Here is a 17,131-nt window from a genome sequence, read left to right on the forward strand (position 1 = left end):
CTCTCTCCTTTTCAACTTGTCTATCCTGATATTTCAGCAGGAACTTCCGATAATTGTACAGATATCAATTTAGAGACGCCAGATTCCTGCATCGTAACACCATAAAGGACATCCGCACCTTCCATGGTACCTTTCCGATGGGTTATTACAATGAACTGTGTATTATCCGAGAACCTCTTCAAATACTTACTGTAGCGAATGACATTCGCTTCATCGAGTGCCGCTTCAACCTCATCCAGAATACAGAACGGAACCGGCCGCACTTCAATAATGGAAAACAGCAATGTAATCGCTGTAAGTGCACGTTCTCCGCCGGATAAAAGGCTTAAGTTCTGAAGCTTTTTGCCAGGTGGTCTTGCAACAATTTCAACACCCGTCTCCAACAAGTTATCTGGCTGGGTGAGGATCAAATCTGCATCCCCTCCGCCGAACATCTCCTTGAAAACAGTATGGAATCGATTTCTGACCGCATTAAAGGTCGTACCGAATCGCATTTCCATTTCCTGATCCATTTCTGACATCGCTGCGTTCAATGTGTTTTTGGCCTCTAAAAGATCATTCCTCTGCTCCGTCAAAAACGCATGACGTTCTGAAACTTCTTGGAACTCTTGGATGGCACCCGGGTTTACTGAACCTATCGATTCAAGTTCATTTTTCAGTTGCTCCACACGGGTTCTCGTCAGGTCCACGTCAAAATCGTCATCGGCTTCAAAATCGGGATAGAGCCCATACTCATCCAATAAACGGTTTGTGATAGATTCATATTTTACTTCAAGGCGTGAAACTGACACATTAATTTCATTGAACGCGGAAAAAGCTTTATTTTCCTCAATCCGGAGACTTTTCAATGAATGCTCTTGTTGATCCAAACTATCGGCAAGCTGACTCCTTGTTTCCCTTTCACTTGCCAATGCGCGTTCAATTGTCGACTTCTGCAATGTAGCTTGCTCGATACGTGATGATATCTCCTCCGGCGTTAGTTCAATTCCACTTCCATCCTCTGAATATAGAAGTTGGTCCGCAACAAGAGTGGATATTTTCTGATCTAATTGAGCGAACGTCCGGTCCATTTCCTCTACCAATGACTGTTGATGCCCTTTTTGCTCTCGAAGGATTGCCGCCTTCTCCCGAAGTTCTCCATTCCTCGCAATGAACGCAGCTTCTTCGTTCCGTCTATCAGAAGCCAAGCGCTCTAATGTCTCCACTTCCTTTTGAATCGACTCAAGAGAAGATTTAATAGCAACATGCTGTTCAAGCAATTCCGCTTTTCGTTTAGTTAATTCAGAACCACTGTTTTCTGCACCAGCTATACCTTTTTCAGCAAGGAAAATTTCCGATTCAATTGTTCTTACTTCTATGTCCAATTCCCGGATACTGGAATCGATTGAAGACATCTCCTCACGGATGCCCTCCAACTGTTGGCGGTATTTTTCCGCGTCATGCATATGTTGTGCGACCGCCATTTTGGAATCGCCCATTTTTTCGGAAGCAGTTTTTATGGAAGCGTCCATCCGGGCAAGTTGCGCACTTAACGCCTCCAACTCAGCTTTCCTTGAAAATACGGTTGACTGCCCTTTCGCTCCGCCACCTGTCAGGGAACCGCCAGCGTTAACGACATCACCGTCAAGTGTAACGATCCTGAATTTATATCCTAACGTTTTCGCAATGGCAGATGCTCCAGCTAATGTTTTTGCGACTAACGTCATACCTAAAAGGTTTTCAATGATGGCTGAAAAAATAGGTTCTGTTTTCACAAGTTGATCTGCTGCTCCGATGAATTCCGGGTGCCCTTCAACAATTCGAATAGATGCAGGTGAAAGTTTTCTCGATCTAATAACATCACGCGGCAAGAATGTTGCACGGCCCGCGTTCTTCTTTTTCAAATAACTGATTGCATTTCGCGCCTCCGCTTCGGATGACGTTACAATATGCTGCATGGCACCGCCTAAAGCAGTCTCCACCGCTTTGATGTACGTATCTTCAACACTGATAAGTTCCGCGACTGCACCATCCACTCCTAATAATCGGCCTTCTTTATTTGCGATTAATACGGCCCTTACACCTGAATAGAAACCTGAAAAGTCAGCTTCCAGGCTTTTAAGGGCGCGTAATCTTCCTTGCATTTCGGACTGCTTGTTCATCGCGGTTTGCATGAATTGCTGTTGATTCCTCAAATCATTTTCTGTTGCCCGGGAAAGTTCATTGGAACTGTTGTATGCAGCTTCAGCCTGTGCTCTTTTTTCTTTCAATGACGCCATAACGGTCAATAGGCTCGATCGTTTTTCAGTCAACTCACTAAGTTTACGTTTTAGAACTGTTGTTTGCTCAACTATTCGATCTGCCGAAGTCCTTTCTCCTATCAAACGTTCATCGATATGTTTTAGATCGTTTCTTACAGTCGCTTCTTCATTTAGAAGATCGATATAAGAAGATTTCAACTCATTAATTTCTTCTTCAGTTTCTTTAACAGATCTTTTCAGGATTTGGGAAATCTCATTCATTTCGATTTGTATTTTATTCAAATCGGATATGGTAATTTCCATTTTTTCCTTCATCGCGCCTTGTTTAATGACGAGTTCCTCTTTTTCCCTTTGGGCGATCCCTAATTCATTGTTGATTCGGTTAATATGTTCTTTAGTGTTCCTTTGTTTTTCGAGAGTTAATAGCCTGCGTCCTTCCCATCTCTCGGTTTCAGCGCTAATTTCAACTAATTGTTTTTGGTGCATTTCAATTTTCAGATCGGTATCTGCCAATTGAGATTTCAATAAATTTAGTTGTTGTTCTGCTTTTGAAATTTCCTCTTCAAATTCCTCACGCTGTAGCCGTTTCTCTTCAAGGGATTTGGACTTTGTAATAATCTCATTCCGTAATTTAGCTCCATCATAATTTAGTAGTCGGACATCAGCTTCCCTGATTTCTGAGGATAGAATCCCGTGTTTCTCAGCTGCCTTGGCATTTTTTTCAAGTGGTCCGATTCTATTATCCAATTCCTTTAAAATATCAAGGACACGATCCAAATTATCTTTGGTTTCAAAAAGCTTATGTTCCGCTTTTCGCTTCCTTGTCTTATATTTCAAAACACCTGCTGCTTCGTCAAAGATATTCCTTCTGTCTTCAGGACGGCTATTTAAAATCTCATCAACCCGACCTTGGGAAATGATTGAGAAAGCTTCTTTTCCTAACCCCGAATCCATGAAGACATCGTTAATATCTTTCAAGCGGCATTGTTGTCCGTTTAATATATAATTACTTTCCCCCGAACGGAAGACCCGTCGGCTTACACTGATTTCCGTGTAATCTAACGGGAAAAGCCCGTTTGTGTTATCAAGAATCAACGTAACTTCCGCGTAATTCAGCGGCTTCCTTGAATCACTACCCGCAAAAATGACATCTTCCATTTTCGCACCCCGAAGGGATTTTGCCGATTGTTCACCAAGCACCCAACGGATTGCATCCGTAATATTGCTTTTCCCACTGCCGTTCGGTCCGACAATAGCAGTCACACCTGGTACAAAATCGATTCCGATCCGTTCGGCAAATGATTTAAATCCAATAATCTCAACTCTTTTAAGAAACACAATCAGTTCTCTCCTTCGGCCTCAATGCCTTTTAATACTTGAATGGCTTGACGGGCCGCATCCTGCTCGGCTTCTTTTTTCGACCTTCCAATACCTGTTCCTAATTCACGTTCTTCCAATCTAACGACGGTGACAAACTTTTTCGCATGCGCTGGACCTTTTTCTTCGATAATCTCATAATTCAAGTTGCCGTGATTGGTCTGTTGAACAATCTCCTGTAGGCGACTCTTATAATCCATCACATGCGAAAAAGCACCGTTTCCAATTTTTGGAAATACAATTTGCTCAAGGAATTTAATTACCGATTCCATCCCTTGATCTAAAAACAACGCTCCGATAAACGCCTCAAATACGTCTGCAAGCAAAGCCGGACGCGTCCTACCGCCTGTTTGTTCTTCACCTTTACCAAGTAAAATAAAATCACCGAAATGAAGTTCATTTGAGAACTTCACCAATGAGGGCTCGCAGACTATTGCCGCCCTTAATTTAGTTAGCTCACCTTCACTCATATCCGGTTCAGTCGCAAAAAGAAAACGGGAAACACCTAACTCCAAAACAGCATCGCCTAAGAATTCAAGCCTTTCATTGTCTGAGAAGTTTTTACGTCGATGTTCATTTACATAAGAAGAATGTGTAAATGCGTTGTAAAGAAGCGATTCATCATTGAATTGAATAGAGAGTCGCTCTTGGAGTCCTTTGAATTTCTTTTTCACCTCGACTGGAAGTAGTGAGGAGGCATATTTGTATTTCTGTTTATTGTTCATCGCGATTCTGCCTTTCACATCATAGTTCTCTTAATTTTACATGGTTCGTGCCTTACATGCAAAACCGAAAAGAGATACTTCCGTTCCTTTTCTTTGTTCAAGAAAGGAAGAAAGCATCTCGATGGTAATTCATTCTTATAAGTTGAAGTAGTAATGAGCCCATTTTTTCGGTTTTACGAATAAAGTGGATTAGTTTACTTTTTCTTCGATATATTTCACTGCGTCACCGACTGTTCCGATCTTTTCAGCATCGTCATCGGAAATTTCCATATCGAATTCATCTTCTAATTCCATAACAAGCTCAACGACATCCAATGAGTCTGCGCCGAGATCGTCTTTGAAAGAAGCTTCAGGTTTTACTTCGCTTTCATCGACACCAAGACGGTCGACAACCACTTTCGTTACGCGTTCAAGTACTGACAACATAGTCACCTCCTCTCAATGAAAATTACTCGCCTTGCACTCCGAGCAACAGAATTACCACTGTACAGGTTATTACATTACCATACCGCCGTCGACATGGACAGTTTGTCCTGTAATATAGTTTGCATCGTTGGATAGTAGGAAAGCTACTGCTCCGGCAACGTCTTCGGCTGAGCCTAATTTGCCTAAAGGAATAGAACCTAACATTTGTGTCTTTACTTCTTCAGGAAGAGCGTCTGTCATGTCGGTTGTTATGAAACCAGGTGCGACGGCGTTAACAGTGATATTGCGGGTTGCTAATTCCCTTGCAGTCGTCTTTGTCAATCCGATTACGCCTGCTTTTGCTGCTACATAATTCGCCTGACCTGGATTGCCGATGACTCCGACGATTGATGCCAGATTGACGATCTTTCCTGCGCGTTGCTTCATCATTTGACGAGTGACAGCCTTCGTACAAAGGAATACGCCTTTTAGGTTGATGTCGATTACATCGTCCCACTCGTCCTCTTTCATGCGCATTAAGAGATTGTCTCTTGTGATGCCGGCATTGTTAACGAGAAAGTCGATCGAACCGAAGTTTTCCATTGTTGCGTCGATCATTTGTTTCACTTGATCTGCGTCTGAAACATTCGCCTGAATTGCAAATGCATCGCTACCAGCGTCCTTGATCAGTTGGACAACTTCTTCAGCTTTCTCTTTGCTGCCGCTGTAATTCACGGCAACGCGAGCTCCCTCGCGACCTAATAATATAGCAATCTCACGTCCGATTCCTCTTGAAGCGCCTGTGACAATTGCCGTTTTCCCTTCAAATCTTCCCATCTTACTCCCACCCTTTCGATGCATCGATGACTGCTTGTAATGTCTCTTCGTCATAGACAGGGAGAACTGTTACAGATCGATCGATTTTCTTCACAAGGCCGCTAAGCACTTTTCCTGGGCCGCATTCGATGAAATGCGTAACGCCAAGGTTGATCAGTTCACGGACAGAGTCTTCCCAACGAACTGGAGAATAAAGTTGTTCGACTAACAACTGCTTGATTTCTTCACGATCAGAAACGGTTTCTGCATTCACATTCGCTACGACCGGGATAGAAGCGTCTTTCATTTCCACTTCATCCAAAGCTTTTTTCAGACGTTCTGCAGCTGGTTTCATGAGGGATGAATGGAATGGCCCGCTCACATCAAGCGGAATCGCTCTTTTCGCCCCTGCTTCTTTAAGTGCCACACAAGCTTTTTCGACGCCCGCTTTTGTGCCTGAAATGACGATTTGTCCAGGGCAATTCAAGTTCGCCGGTTGGACGGAATCCCCTTCTGCCGTTATGGCGTCCGTCACTTCTTGTAGCTTCTCGCTATCCAAACCAAGAATGGCTGCCATCGCGCCCTCTCCAGCAGGAACCGCATCATTCATGAAGAGACCGCGTTGATGGACAACTGAAACTCCATCTTCGAATGATAGAACTCCTGAAGCAACAAGTGCCGTATATTCACCAAGACTGTGCCCTGCCGTATAGTCAGGAGTAATGCCTTCTTCTACAAGTTTCGAGGCGATCATAGCGCCAACTGTCAACAGCGCAGGCTGTGCATTATACGTCAAAGTCAGTTCTTCTTGAGGTCCTTCTGTAATCAGCTTACTTAATTCGAATTGCAAAACTTCATCGGCGCGTTCAAGGAAGTTTCCGCCGCTGTTGAAGAGCTCTGCTCCCATTCCTACGGATTGTGAACCTTGACCCGGGAATATAAACGCTATTTTCGTCATTCCGCCTCCACCTTTCCAACTGTCCTTCCAATTGTTCCACAGACATCGTATTTGACCATTGTTCTAGCTTGTCTAATTGCATTTAAAATGGCATTTGCATTAGATGAACCATGCGCTTTGATCACAGGAGAATTCAAACCGAAAAGGCCAGCACCCCCGTACTCAGTGTAATCCATCTTCTTTTTTAATCCCCGCAAGCCATCCTTGACCATTGCAGCGGACAGTTTTGATTTCAAGGAAGCGCCATACACTTCTTTCAACATCGTGAAGAAGCTGCCGGCTGTGCCTTCAATCGTTTTAAGCACCATATTTCCTGTAAAGCCGTCCGTGACAACGACGTCTGCCACTCCACTCAATAAATCCCTTGACTCCACATTACCGACAAAATTGATTGGCGCTTCAGCAAGTAGATCGAATGCAGCTTTCGTCAATTCATTTCCTTTGCCTTCTTCGGTCCCAATATTCAATAGTCCAACACGTGGTTTTTGAATGCCACGGACTTTTTCGGCATAAATACTTCCCATAATCGCGTATTGCTGTAAATGGACTGGTTTGGCATCGGCATTTGCGCCAAGATCCAAAAAGACGAAACCTTGACCGTCTATTGTAGGAAGTGTTGGTGACAATGCAGGACGGTCAATACCTTTTATACGCCCGACAACGAATAGACCCGCTGCCATGAGTGCGCCTGTGTTTCCAGCCGAAACGCATGCATCGGCCTCTCCGTCCTTTACTGCTTGTGCCATCCTCACCATTGACGCATCTTTTTTCTTTCTAATGGCACGAACAGGTTCATCTTCTGCTTCAATTTTTTCTGAGCAATGAAACACTTTTAACCGATCATGTTCTTTTAAATACGGAGCCATCATTTCTTCATTTCCATAAATATGTATATGTATATCTTCAAATTCATTTAGACTTTGGAGAGCGCCCGCAATGATTTCACCCGGTGCGTTGTCTCCACCCATTCCGTCTAATGCAATAATCATTTCACTTCACTCCTACTGTGGTTCGTAGTCTGGTACATCTGGAATTCACCTGTGAAAACTGTTTCGTTTTCAACTGTAGAAACGACATCGACGTATGTCCTTTTCTCATTTGAACGCTCTTTATCCACAGTAGCGCGTGCAATGACGCGGTCACCCGATTTAACAGGCTTCAAAAAATTGAGTGTCGATGTGACTGTCAAGGCAAGATCATCATCTAATACTGCTACGGCCAAAGAGTTCGCCTGCGCAAATAAATGATGGCCACGAGCGATTCCACTTCTTCGGAAGACATGATCGTCAGTGACATCGAATATGGAAATTGCCCTCTTGTCCAACTCGATGTCAACGATTTCACCGATGACTTCATCGGACTGAAGGGATTTCACCTCTGCATCCATCGTTCGAGCTGCTACCGTTTTCAATCGTTCACGTAATTCCGGAATCCCACATTCCAATCGATCTAAGCGAATCGTCTGGACGCTTACTTTAAATTGCTTGGACAATTCTTCGTCTGTCAGAAAAGGATTTTGTTCGAGGCTCATTTCAAGCTGGCGCTGCCTCTCCCTTTTTGGCACTCTCAATTGTTTCACCCTTCCGGATTAGCACTTGGTACTAATACCAGTATATTATCATAGTTCAACATTGATTTCTACAAAAATTAGGCAATCCTAAAACTATACAAATTGATTTTCGTTTAATTGGGACTCCGGATTGGGGAAGATGAAACCGCAACTTATGCCAACATCATACTTTGTTAAAATTTAAAAAACTATCAGCATATGATGCCGATAGACTTTAAATTGTAAAAATCATTCATCCTCTATGTTCTTCAATTATTTGCATGGCAATGCCCGTCAACTCATCATGTTCAGTAAATCGTTCGCCGAGCATATCCGTAAGAATATGTTCTAGGAAATATTTCACACACTTCATATCTTGAAATAGCAGTATTGTCCGTAATGCTTCTTCGTATATCTCTATAAACAAGGGCTCTGGATTATCCTTTTGAATCTCACCGAATGCTTCATAAAGCAAATCAATTTTATCAGCAACAGATAAAATGCGCCCTTCCAATGTTTCGTCTTTCCCTTCCTTAAATCGCTCCAAATAAATCGCCTGAAATTCAGCTGGAAGCTCTTTTTCTACAAACTTCCTCGTCATTTCTTCTTCCACTTCACTGAATAATTGCTTCAACTCTTTCGAAGCATATTTTACAGGTGTCTTTATATCTCCTGTAAAAAGTTCCGCATAATCATGGTTCAATGCCTTTTCATACAAGACTCTCCAATCCACTTTCTGACCGGATTGCTCTTCAACCGTACCAAGAAATTGAGCAATTTTGGTTACTTTAAATGAATGACTGGCGACGGAATGCCCCTGATATTTGAACTTTCCTGGACAACGAATAATTTGTTCCAAATCAGATAAGCTTTTAAAATATTGATGTACCCCCATCCTCTTCATCACCTTTCCTTTATTTTCAGGGCTATCGGGACTATGTCCACGCTTACATATTGTCTTTAAATACTTTCCCTCACTATAACTAAAGTATGCAAATCGGGAATAATATCACACAACCAGCGCTGCGTGCATAAGAGGCCAACAATATCAGATTATTATTTCATCAAGTATATAAAAATGATTAAACCGAGTGCAAAACATATATAAACAAAAAAACACAGACTACCTTCCCAAGGGAAAGTCTGTGTTTTTTCATTGTTTCTTTTTCTTCAACACTTCCGCCGCTTCCGTCGCTTTTTCCGGATAGCCGTAGTCTTCACCATTGTCGATAATGAATTGGAGAGTCTCTCTACGAAACCCTTGCATGATTTGAATGTCACGGAGGGTCCGCTTAATTTCCACCTCTTCATTTTGCAAGGAGTAATATTTTAAAGCAGCTTCAAGTGTGAATGGTTCCCGCCATCTTTCCAGTTCCGCTTCAACATATTTGGCGGCGCGCTCCGGCTGTGGATCGTGAAACAAATAATGATAGATATAAAAGTATCCGTAGTTAAGTCCATCTAACCAATCGTTTTGTTCCGCGATATCCACGTACTTTTTCAACGTTGTCGGATCATCTTTCCAATAGGCATCTGCTAGCTTTAGCCTTACGTACAAATGGGATTGCTCCTTTTCGTCCTCTGTAAGCTCCCCCACTTTATACGGAATAACCGTGTAGAATTCGCCAAGCGCCTCAATTCGCTTTTTCCCGATTGTCTTTGTCTCGTCCGTCTTTAGATTATAATAGGCGAATTCCTCCGCTGAATAACCATAAAAGAGAACATACCAGTTTTCTGCATTGATCAATGTGAAACTTGCATACACCGGTTTTCCCTCTTTGAGCATTTGATCAATATCTTCAGCTTTTTTGTTTGAGGGCAATGTATCGATTCCTTTTTCAGCCATGAGATTCATGAGATCAACCTTGGATACTTCTCCAAAATCCTCGTATACTCCTACCTTTTCTTGCTCTTCAGCAGGAAAGTCATTTCCATAATAACGGTAAATTCTTTCCAATCCTTCCAACAGGTCACCGTTTTCAAAGAACGTTTCAACGTCTATCAGTTTTTCCGAATTTTCGATTGTCACGATATCATCCTCGAGTATCTCTTCAACTTTCTCTTGGGGTTTTGGATTGCATCCGACAAGGAAAAGGATGATTAGTACGCAGGCAGTTAACCGTTTCATCATTTAACAACCTCTAACGTATCCGACACAAATTTATTCACTGATCCATCAAGAACGTGAATTGTCTCCTGAGCCCGTTTCGCAAGAGCTGGATCATGTGTGATCAATACAATTGTCACCCCATCTGTCGCGTGAACTTCTTCAAGTAATCCGATAATCGTACTTCCCGTTTCGGAATCCAAGTTCCCTGTAGGTTCATCCGCCAAAATAATCTCCGGTTTTGTCACAAGTGCCCTTGCAATGGCGACGCGCTGTTGCTCTCCGCCGGAAAGGCGTGATGGCAAATGATGGAGGCGATGGCCAAGGCCGACTCTTGTTAATGCCTCTTCTGCATTTTTCTTAATTTCCGCAGATGAAAACAGTGTTAACAGGGGCATCATTACGTTTTCAAGTGCCGTTGCTGTTGAAAGTAACTGAAATTGCTGGAATACGTAGCCGATTTTCTTTAACCGAAGTTTGGCAAGTTCATTATCTTTCATCTTATGGACTGCTTGATCATCGACCCAAATCTCTCCTGCGTCAATCGGTTCCAATCCTCCGATTAAATGAAGGAGTGTCGATTTCCCGGAACCCGATGGACCCGTAATCGAGACATACTTCCCCTTATCAATTGATAAGGATACATCTTTTAAAACCTCGACCTTTTCTCCACCTGTCATATAACTTTTACGTACAGATTTTAATGTAATCAAATCCCCCACCCCTTCATTACGCAGCATGATCCTTTACAACACCGCTCATTTTCATACTCTGAACTATTGATAATGAAAATACCAATAACAGAACAATTGGCGTGACAATAATGAGCATAAGCATCCAGACAGGAATCCATAATGTGGAGAAGAACGTCAGCAACGCATATGCACCAAATGCTCCAAGTACAGAGCCGATTACGGCAACCAACGTAACCTCAATACTTAAGTACATTTGAATTCGTCGTAAGGACCAACCTATCGAACGTAAGATGAAAAACTCCTTTTTACGTTCTGTAATATTTAAATAGATTAGTAGAAACACAATTGCTATCGTTAGTATAAGTCCTACAATGAGAAATACTGTCTGAAACCCCTTCAAGTTCAGATCGATCGTTTCTCCTAAAAAGCTCAGAAGCAGAAAATCTGATAAGCTTTGCTGCGTTGCAATGAATAGAATTGACATAAATGCCGTCAATGCAAGAACGATTGTCAAAAGACCGAATCGTAACGGCCGTCTGATCAATTGATGCGTGACGTACGAAAACAGTCCGTTAATCGAGAAGAGGCGCATGAAATTCCATTGTGTCCCTTCACCTTCAAGCCCAGCCCGAGGTGATAACTTTAATGATTTCCGACTTCCCGTTACATAGCCGATTGCAATAATCGGCAGGATAATGACTAAAACGATTAAAAACTCATGCCATGCCAGTATCTTCAACCAAATATTCGCTATTGCAATCGGAATGAGTGCAAGCATGCTTAATGCAATGATTTCGATGCCTAAGATCGCCATAATCTTTTGTCTTGACCAACCAATTGCACGGAGCATCGCAAATTCGGTAGAGCGACGCAACAAGCTATGAGTAATGACTGTATAACAAAATACAAAGCTAATGAGTAGAAGATAAGCGAATAATAGTACATTCGTTTTTTCTATTTGTTTTTCTATTGACCAACTGACACCTGCTTTTTGCCACCCTTCTTCGACGACTCCAGGCATCCCTTCTTTTGTTGTTCCTAAATTCACATGGACTTTCCCTGAAGCCGAGCCTAACATAATTTCCACCCGATGCCCTGTTTCATCCATAATTCGTTTAGCAACGTCTTCAATTTTACGTTGGCTTGCATCAGATCGCTCTTCCACTCCATCTACGATGACACGAATGGATGAAATCGGTGGACGATCCCTATAAAAAATCCTCGCATTATGAAGCGGCATGATTGCATCTGGCGAACCCGTATAATACGTATCTTTGTACGGCAGCGGCAATAGAGGCTTCCTATCGACTGGATTCCCCGCACCATCCTCTATGATCACACTATAATGAGGTGTGTAAATATCAAGGGGATCTCCTTTTTTCCAAGCTCCTTTAAAAACAGGCTCGATTTTATCCGTATCATACATATCGATGATGTTTAATCCGTAAGCACGACTTTCCCGTTTTTCGGCTTCTTTCCGATATCTCGGCAAATCTTCGCTCAGTGCCGAATGCAATTCATTTGTTTTAAAGAAAGATTGCACTTCCAATGTCGGGATACTTCCCTTTTCCTGCGCTGTATCTTTGTAGAAAATCGGGGAGTATCTGAATAAATCATTTTGGTTTGAGTACGCAATCCCACGGGGTTCCTCGGTAAATTCGTCTCCTCCAAGCAATGACAGTTCAACGTTTTTGTAGCGCCACTCCTCAGAAAACGAAGGCAATGTCAGCTTTACGATCTCTTCAGTCGGCAAGTTAGATAAATATTTGCGCGCTCCTTGCGTAAAGTCTTTTTCTTCTACATTTTCAGGTACTTTAATTTCAGAGATTGTCAATGTTTCAGTCATCTCAGAACGTTGATTCGCGAGTACAATGATTGGAATTCCTGTAATTCCATCCCCCTCTAGGCTACTCGCTTCGCTCAACTTATTGCCTATGACAAGGCTGTCCGATAAAGTATACAGCTCCTCTTCAGCTTTAGGGTCAATCGCGATAAGCATTAACTCGTTCGGAAATCTAAAGGCATATCCAGGCGGCATGTAGTTTTTGAACATGCCATTTTCCTCGCTGAATTTCTCGGATAATGGGCCGAAATCCATATCAGGCTCGTTGTATTCCGTAATATGACGATCGTTCCGAATTTCATAATGTGAGATTCCATCAAACACAGTTGTTTGCATTTGGATTACATGGAAGCTTCCTTTTTCAGCTTCCTTATAATAGGCTCCAATACCGTCCATAGGAATATACCCTATTAGCGATAATGGAGCTGCTGTCTTCACACCAGATATACCACGTATTTTTTCCAAGTCATCCATCGAAATTCCACCGTAATTGGCAACGGTTGACTGTGGAGCTACCCATCCATCTTCAAGTCCTGCCGTCTCCGTGTCCAATTCGGGTAAGACTAAAATATCATACTGGTACCGCCAATTTTCTTCCAAGTCATCTTTTGCCTGGATGACTATTCGGTCCGTGACAGATTGCGCCCCCATATATCCAAGCCCAAGCGAACCTAAAATCAAAACAACCGTCAAGAAAAGCGGCCAGCGTTCCCTTATCGTTGCTTTTATATAGTGGAACATTTTGAATCTCCTCTTAGTCGTTTCCTCAATTTACAGCCCCCTAATCCATAATCTATTAATTCTTATAGTAACCATATAATAGAATTAATACTTTGTAAACACCAATAGACTGAATATTGAAAGAGTGCATGTTTTATTTTGTCGAAAGTTCATACTTTTATAAATTTTCCTATATGGTACTATTATAGTACCTTAATGGAAAATTCTTGGGGGTTGCAATAGCGGTAGATAGATATAGCAAACCAACAAAATTTCAAAAACACTTAGTAGAATTATTTTCTCTATCTGATATTTAGGGGGATGTGTATGAGGACATATTTGCAATTATCCATCCGGAAACGATGGCCTTTATATCTTGTCATAGTGACCGTATTAACACTACTTGCAGTCGGTTTCCTTGGGGCGGTTAAAATTACAGAGGAGCGGGATTTGATCGTAAAAGCGAGTTTGGATAAGCATTGGAGATATGATTATGACATCTTAGTTTTACCGAAAGATGGACATTCGTATTCCGAATTTAAACAAGATTATATGCCGCCTAATAATTCAATTATGAACCACAATGGAATTTCAATGAGTGACTGGGAAACAATCAAATCCATTGAAGGTATTCAGGTCGCAGCACCAGTTGTCAATTTAGGGTATGTCTACTACAACAATTTATCACTTTTTTATGAACCCGCTCCCGATACCGTTTACAAAATCACAACACAATATGATGAATTCAATGGACTTAACTGGGTGACAGGAAAACCTAACATCTTTTGGCATTTTTGGGAACGTATTGCAAAATCGGACCAACCTCGTGAATTCAACTTAAATAACTACAGCGAGCGTTCAAATTATTTATCATCCATTATCCATGGGGGAACCAAATTTTTCTATAGCGATATCATGGGTGAAGCGTCCATTCCAGGCATGAATTGGCAGGCCATACAGATTGTTGGAGTTGATTTCGATCAAGAAACGAAACTTTATAATTTTAGCGCTGATGGAATGGAGACTACACTTGCTCCCAAATTGTTTGAACCTACTTCTTCTTCCAATCAATTTTTCGAACGCACGAATATACCAGTGCTTCGGTTAGGGAAAACGGTTGACGAGGCAAAATTCAATGTGTTGATTGAGGAGTATAATGTTCCGAATGATGTTGAGGAGTTAAAAAGGCATAGTGCCAACCTCTATTCCTATCTTGAAAGGGAAGTCCCCCATCGTTCAATCATAGAAGCGTCTGTCAATCCAAGGGATGCAGCCTATAAATATGAATCAATTAGCCTGAACATTGAGAATGGGAAACGCATAAGGGAAAATCGCGTGACCCCCCAAATTACATCCCTATCCTTTGGAATAACGTCTCCCATCCCGTTTCAATCCGTTACGAACACTCTTGATTCAAAAATACCAATGTTCGAGCTTGCGTCAAGCACTATTGGACTTGGACATTATGAACCTGGATTATCGGGTTATATCCAATTCAATTCACGGGGAAAGTATATGCCCGACGATATCTCCCCTGTTTTTGCGGATAGTTATGAAAGAGGCGGTTTTATCGAAATTTGGAATCCGATGCGCCCTCGCATCGTACAGGATGGAGATGGCAATACGTATACAGACAAATGGCTATACCCTACTTGGGGAGGACAATCCTATTTTCCGCAACCACCCGACTTTGTTACGTCCATTGAAAGCGCAATCGCTTTAAGGCCAGATGTAAAAAAGCCTCTTTCTTCCATTCGAGTTGTTGTCGAAGGTGTAGAAACACGCAGTGAAGAAAACCTTCAAAAAGTACAGCGCATCGCCGATGAAATACGTGTAAAAACAGGACATAATGCAGAAATCATGATCGGTTCAAGTGCAGCAAAAGTGCATGTGACACTTCCGACGATTTCAGGGGATCAGCCAATGGTTTTGGAAGAGTCTTGGCAAATGACAGGATTTTCATGGGATGTGCAGAGGACGATGAACCGAAGCAGCATGATCCTTTTCACTTATTTGGCTATCATTAGTTTTGTATTCATCTATACGATCATCACCCATAGCCTGTTGAAACGGTCAGCTGATTTTGCGATTCTTCGATCGGTTGGTTGGAAGCGGAAAAAGATTATTCGTATTCTGCTCGTTGAAGTACTGCTTATTTCGATACTTCCAGTCATTCCATTTTCAATTGTGAATCGTTCTTTTGCAATTGGGGATGGCTACCAAAGCATTTTCTTATTCCTGATTTTATTCTTGATCACTGGAATTAGCTACTATTCGGGCAGCCGCCACTCCATTTTACAAACACCGCGGCAGGCGCTGAACAGTGAAGTGAAGGACAGCAGTGCTTTCCGACTTTTGAATATTAGAAGCATTACCGGATTTGCATACAATCAAATGTTCCGTAGGCCGGCACGTTTTTTACTACTTGCCCTTGTAATTGCAATGACATCGTTCATGATTTTCATCATCCTATCGACACAACAATCATTGCAGAATGAATTGCATGTAAGTTTTGTTGGGGAAACGTTAAACATGCAACTTTCCGGACTTCAAAACCTGTATGTGGCAATGGGGGTCATCCTCACAACCGCCGTCATGCTTTTATTGATTTACTTGAACTTGTCTGAACGGCAAAAGGAATTTCACGTGTTAAAAGCAATCGGCTGGAAGTTCAAACTGGTGCGCACTTATTTGATCATCGAAGCGATTGGCATATCAGCAATTGGAACAATTGTTGGAAGTACAGCAGCGCTCATCCTTTTGTTGCAGGTACCCTCCTTTCAGATTACTTGGTGGATCGGCATCCTTGTTTTAGCTATGCCCGTTCTGCAACAGTTGATATTTACGTTATTTCTTGTAACGATGATGAACCGGAAAGGAACTTCCATGCTGAAGGAAGCCTGAATGCCGGTAAGGAGATGATAGAAATGATTGATGTGAAGAATGTCAAAAAAAGCTTTATAACCGGAAATAGCAAGACAACAATTTTAAATGATGTTACCTTTTCCATTGAACGCGGTAGTTATGTTGCGATCACCGGTCCATCGGGTTCTGGTAAATCTACGTTACTCAATGTTATAGGCGGGCTTGAACCGATAGATGCCGGAGAAATCTACGTTAACCGGGATCCCGTCCATCGATTGAATGACGATGAAATGGCGGAAATGCGTGCGAGTATCATCGGCTATGTGTTTCAACAGTTTCACCTGTTGCCGACAGCCACCGCATTGGAAAATGTTATGATGCCGCTGTTATCGACAACCTCTTCTAAAGAGGTTGTCGAACTTGCAAAAGAATCACTCAAGCGCGTCGGTCTTGAACACCGGATGAATCACCTGCCAAGTAAACTTTCTGGTGGCGAACAACAGCGGGTTGCAATCGCCCGCGCGATGGTCATTCAACCAAGGATATTGTTGGCGGACGAACCGACAGGAAATTTGGATTCTGAAACAGGAATGCGGATCATCGATTTAATTGAAGGTCTACGTATAGAGCAAAAAATGACTATCGTATTAGTGACACATGATTTGGATCTCGCAGCCAGAGCGGATTCCATTATTCATGTGCGAGATGGGAAAGTAGGTTATATTGAACAGAATTTAGCGGAAAAGGTAACACAGGCATAACTCAACTCAAAAGGCGAGCTTCCTTAAATGGAGGCTCGCCTTTAGTATTAGAAACTTATCTTCGAGAAAC

13 protein-coding genes are annotated in these 17,131 nt (G+C 42.2%); 2 read left to right on the top strand and 11 right to left on the bottom strand.

Annotated elements, in window-relative coordinates; genetic code table 11:
• Nucleotides 1-20: 20 nt before the first annotated feature.
• From smc to P5G49_RS08380, 11 genes are all read right to left on the bottom strand, one after another.
• A complete protein-coding gene (smc, locus tag P5G49_RS08330) occupies nt 21-3,578 on the bottom strand; it encodes a chromosome segregation protein SMC (protein ID WP_301243031.1) in 3,558 nt (1,185 codons plus the stop codon).
• 2 nt (nt 3,579-3,580) lie between these two features.
• Nucleotides 3,581-4,348: a ribonuclease III gene (gene rnc, locus P5G49_RS08335; protein WP_435877200.1), complete on the bottom strand. Its 768-nt coding sequence runs from the start codon at nt 4,346-4,348 to the stop codon at nt 3,581-3,583.
• Nucleotides 4,349-4,531: 183 nt separating this feature from the next.
• Nucleotides 4,532-4,768 (bottom strand): acyl carrier protein, encoded by a 237-nt coding sequence (locus P5G49_RS08340; RefSeq protein WP_060209057.1) that lies wholly within the window; start codon nt 4,766-4,768, stop codon nt 4,532-4,534.
• Between the two features lie 69 nt (nt 4,769-4,837).
• Nucleotides 4,838-5,584, bottom strand: coding sequence for a 3-oxoacyl-[acyl-carrier-protein] reductase (gene fabG / locus P5G49_RS08345; protein WP_301243032.1), 747 nt, complete (start codon nt 5,582-5,584; stop codon nt 4,838-4,840).
• Between the two features lies 1 nt (nt 5,585).
• Nucleotides 5,586-6,521, bottom strand: coding sequence for an ACP S-malonyltransferase (fabD, locus tag P5G49_RS08350; protein ID WP_301243033.1), 936 nt, complete (start codon nt 6,519-6,521; stop codon nt 5,586-5,588).
• Entirely contained in the window at nt 6,518-7,510 is a 993-nt protein-coding gene (gene plsX / locus P5G49_RS08355; RefSeq protein ID WP_301243034.1) for a phosphate acyltransferase PlsX, read from the bottom strand. The genes fabD and plsX overlap by 4 nt, the downstream gene beginning before the upstream one ends.
• Nucleotides 7,507-8,091, bottom strand: coding sequence for a transcription factor FapR (gene fapR / locus P5G49_RS08360; protein ID WP_301243035.1), 585 nt, complete (start codon nt 8,089-8,091; stop codon nt 7,507-7,509). The genes plsX and fapR overlap by 4 nt, the downstream gene beginning before the upstream one ends.
• Before the next feature lie 232 nt (nt 8,092-8,323).
• Nucleotides 8,324-8,965, bottom strand: coding sequence for an HD domain-containing protein (locus tag P5G49_RS08365; protein WP_301243036.1), 642 nt, complete (start codon nt 8,963-8,965; stop codon nt 8,324-8,326).
• A 258-nt stretch (nt 8,966-9,223) separates the two neighbouring features.
• Nucleotides 9,224-10,201 (bottom strand): putative periplasmic lipoprotein, encoded by a 978-nt coding sequence (locus P5G49_RS08370; RefSeq protein WP_301243037.1) that lies wholly within the window; start codon nt 10,199-10,201, stop codon nt 9,224-9,226.
• Nucleotides 10,198-10,899 (bottom strand): ABC transporter ATP-binding protein, encoded by a 702-nt coding sequence (locus P5G49_RS08375; protein WP_301243128.1) that lies wholly within the window; start codon nt 10,897-10,899, stop codon nt 10,198-10,200. The genes P5G49_RS08370 and P5G49_RS08375 overlap by 4 nt, the downstream gene beginning before the upstream one ends.
• 7 nt (nt 10,900-10,906) lie before the next feature.
• On the bottom strand, nt 10,907-13,456 hold the full coding sequence (locus P5G49_RS08380) for an ABC transporter permease (RefSeq protein WP_301243038.1): 2,550 nt from the start codon (nt 13,454-13,456) through the stop codon (nt 10,907-10,909).
• Between the two features lie 306 nt (nt 13,457-13,762).
• Here P5G49_RS08380 and P5G49_RS08385 point away from each other — a divergent pair, with 306 nt between their 5' ends.
• Together P5G49_RS08385 and P5G49_RS08390 are read left to right on the top strand one after the other, a co-directional pair.
• The gene (locus tag P5G49_RS08385; RefSeq protein WP_301243039.1) at nt 13,763-16,339 is read left to right on the top strand and encodes an FtsX-like permease family protein; all 2,577 of its coding nucleotides are present in this window, start codon (nt 13,763-13,765) and stop codon (nt 16,337-16,339) included.
• Nucleotides 16,340-16,362: 23 nt separating this feature from the next.
• On the top strand, nt 16,363-17,061 hold the full coding sequence (locus P5G49_RS08390; protein ID WP_301243040.1) for an ABC transporter ATP-binding protein: 699 nt from the start codon (nt 16,363-16,365) through the stop codon (nt 17,059-17,061).
• The last annotated feature ends 70 nt before the right edge of the window (nt 17,062-17,131 follow it).

The organism is Sporosarcina highlanderae (assembly GCF_030433715.1).
Lineage (GTDB): Bacteria > Bacillota > Bacilli > Bacillales_A > Planococcaceae > Sporosarcina > Sporosarcina highlanderae.

Bases quoted from the DNA above. Each gene is read 5' to 3' on its own strand.
- P5G49_RS08340 (WP_060209057.1), bottom strand. From the start codon at position 4,768: ATGTTGTCAGTACTTGAACGCGTAACGAAAGTGGTTGTCGACCGTCTT.
- fabG (WP_301243032.1), bottom strand. From the start codon at position 5,584: ATGGGAAGATTTGAAGGGAAAACGGCAATTGTCACAGGCGCTTCAAGA.
- fabD (WP_301243033.1), bottom strand. From the start codon at position 6,521: ATGACGAAAATAGCGTTTATATTCCCGGGTCAAGGTTCACAATCCGTA.
- plsX (WP_301243034.1), bottom strand. From the start codon at position 7,510: ATGATTATTGCATTAGACGGAATGGGTGGAGACAACGCACCGGGTGAA.
- P5G49_RS08365 (WP_301243036.1), bottom strand. From the start codon at position 8,965: ATGGGGGTACATCAATATTTTAAAAGCTTATCTGATTTGGAACAAATT.
- P5G49_RS08370 (WP_301243037.1), bottom strand. From the start codon at position 10,201: ATGATGAAACGGTTAACTGCCTGCGTACTAATCATCCTTTTCCTTGTC.
- P5G49_RS08380 (WP_301243038.1), bottom strand. From the start codon at position 13,456: ATGTTCCACTATATAAAAGCAACGATAAGGGAACGCTGGCCGCTTTTC.
- P5G49_RS08385 (WP_301243039.1), top strand. From the start codon at position 13,763: ATGAGGACATATTTGCAATTATCCATCCGGAAACGATGGCCTTTATAT.
- P5G49_RS08390 (WP_301243040.1), top strand. From the start codon at position 16,363: ATGATTGATGTGAAGAATGTCAAAAAAAGCTTTATAACCGGAAATAGC.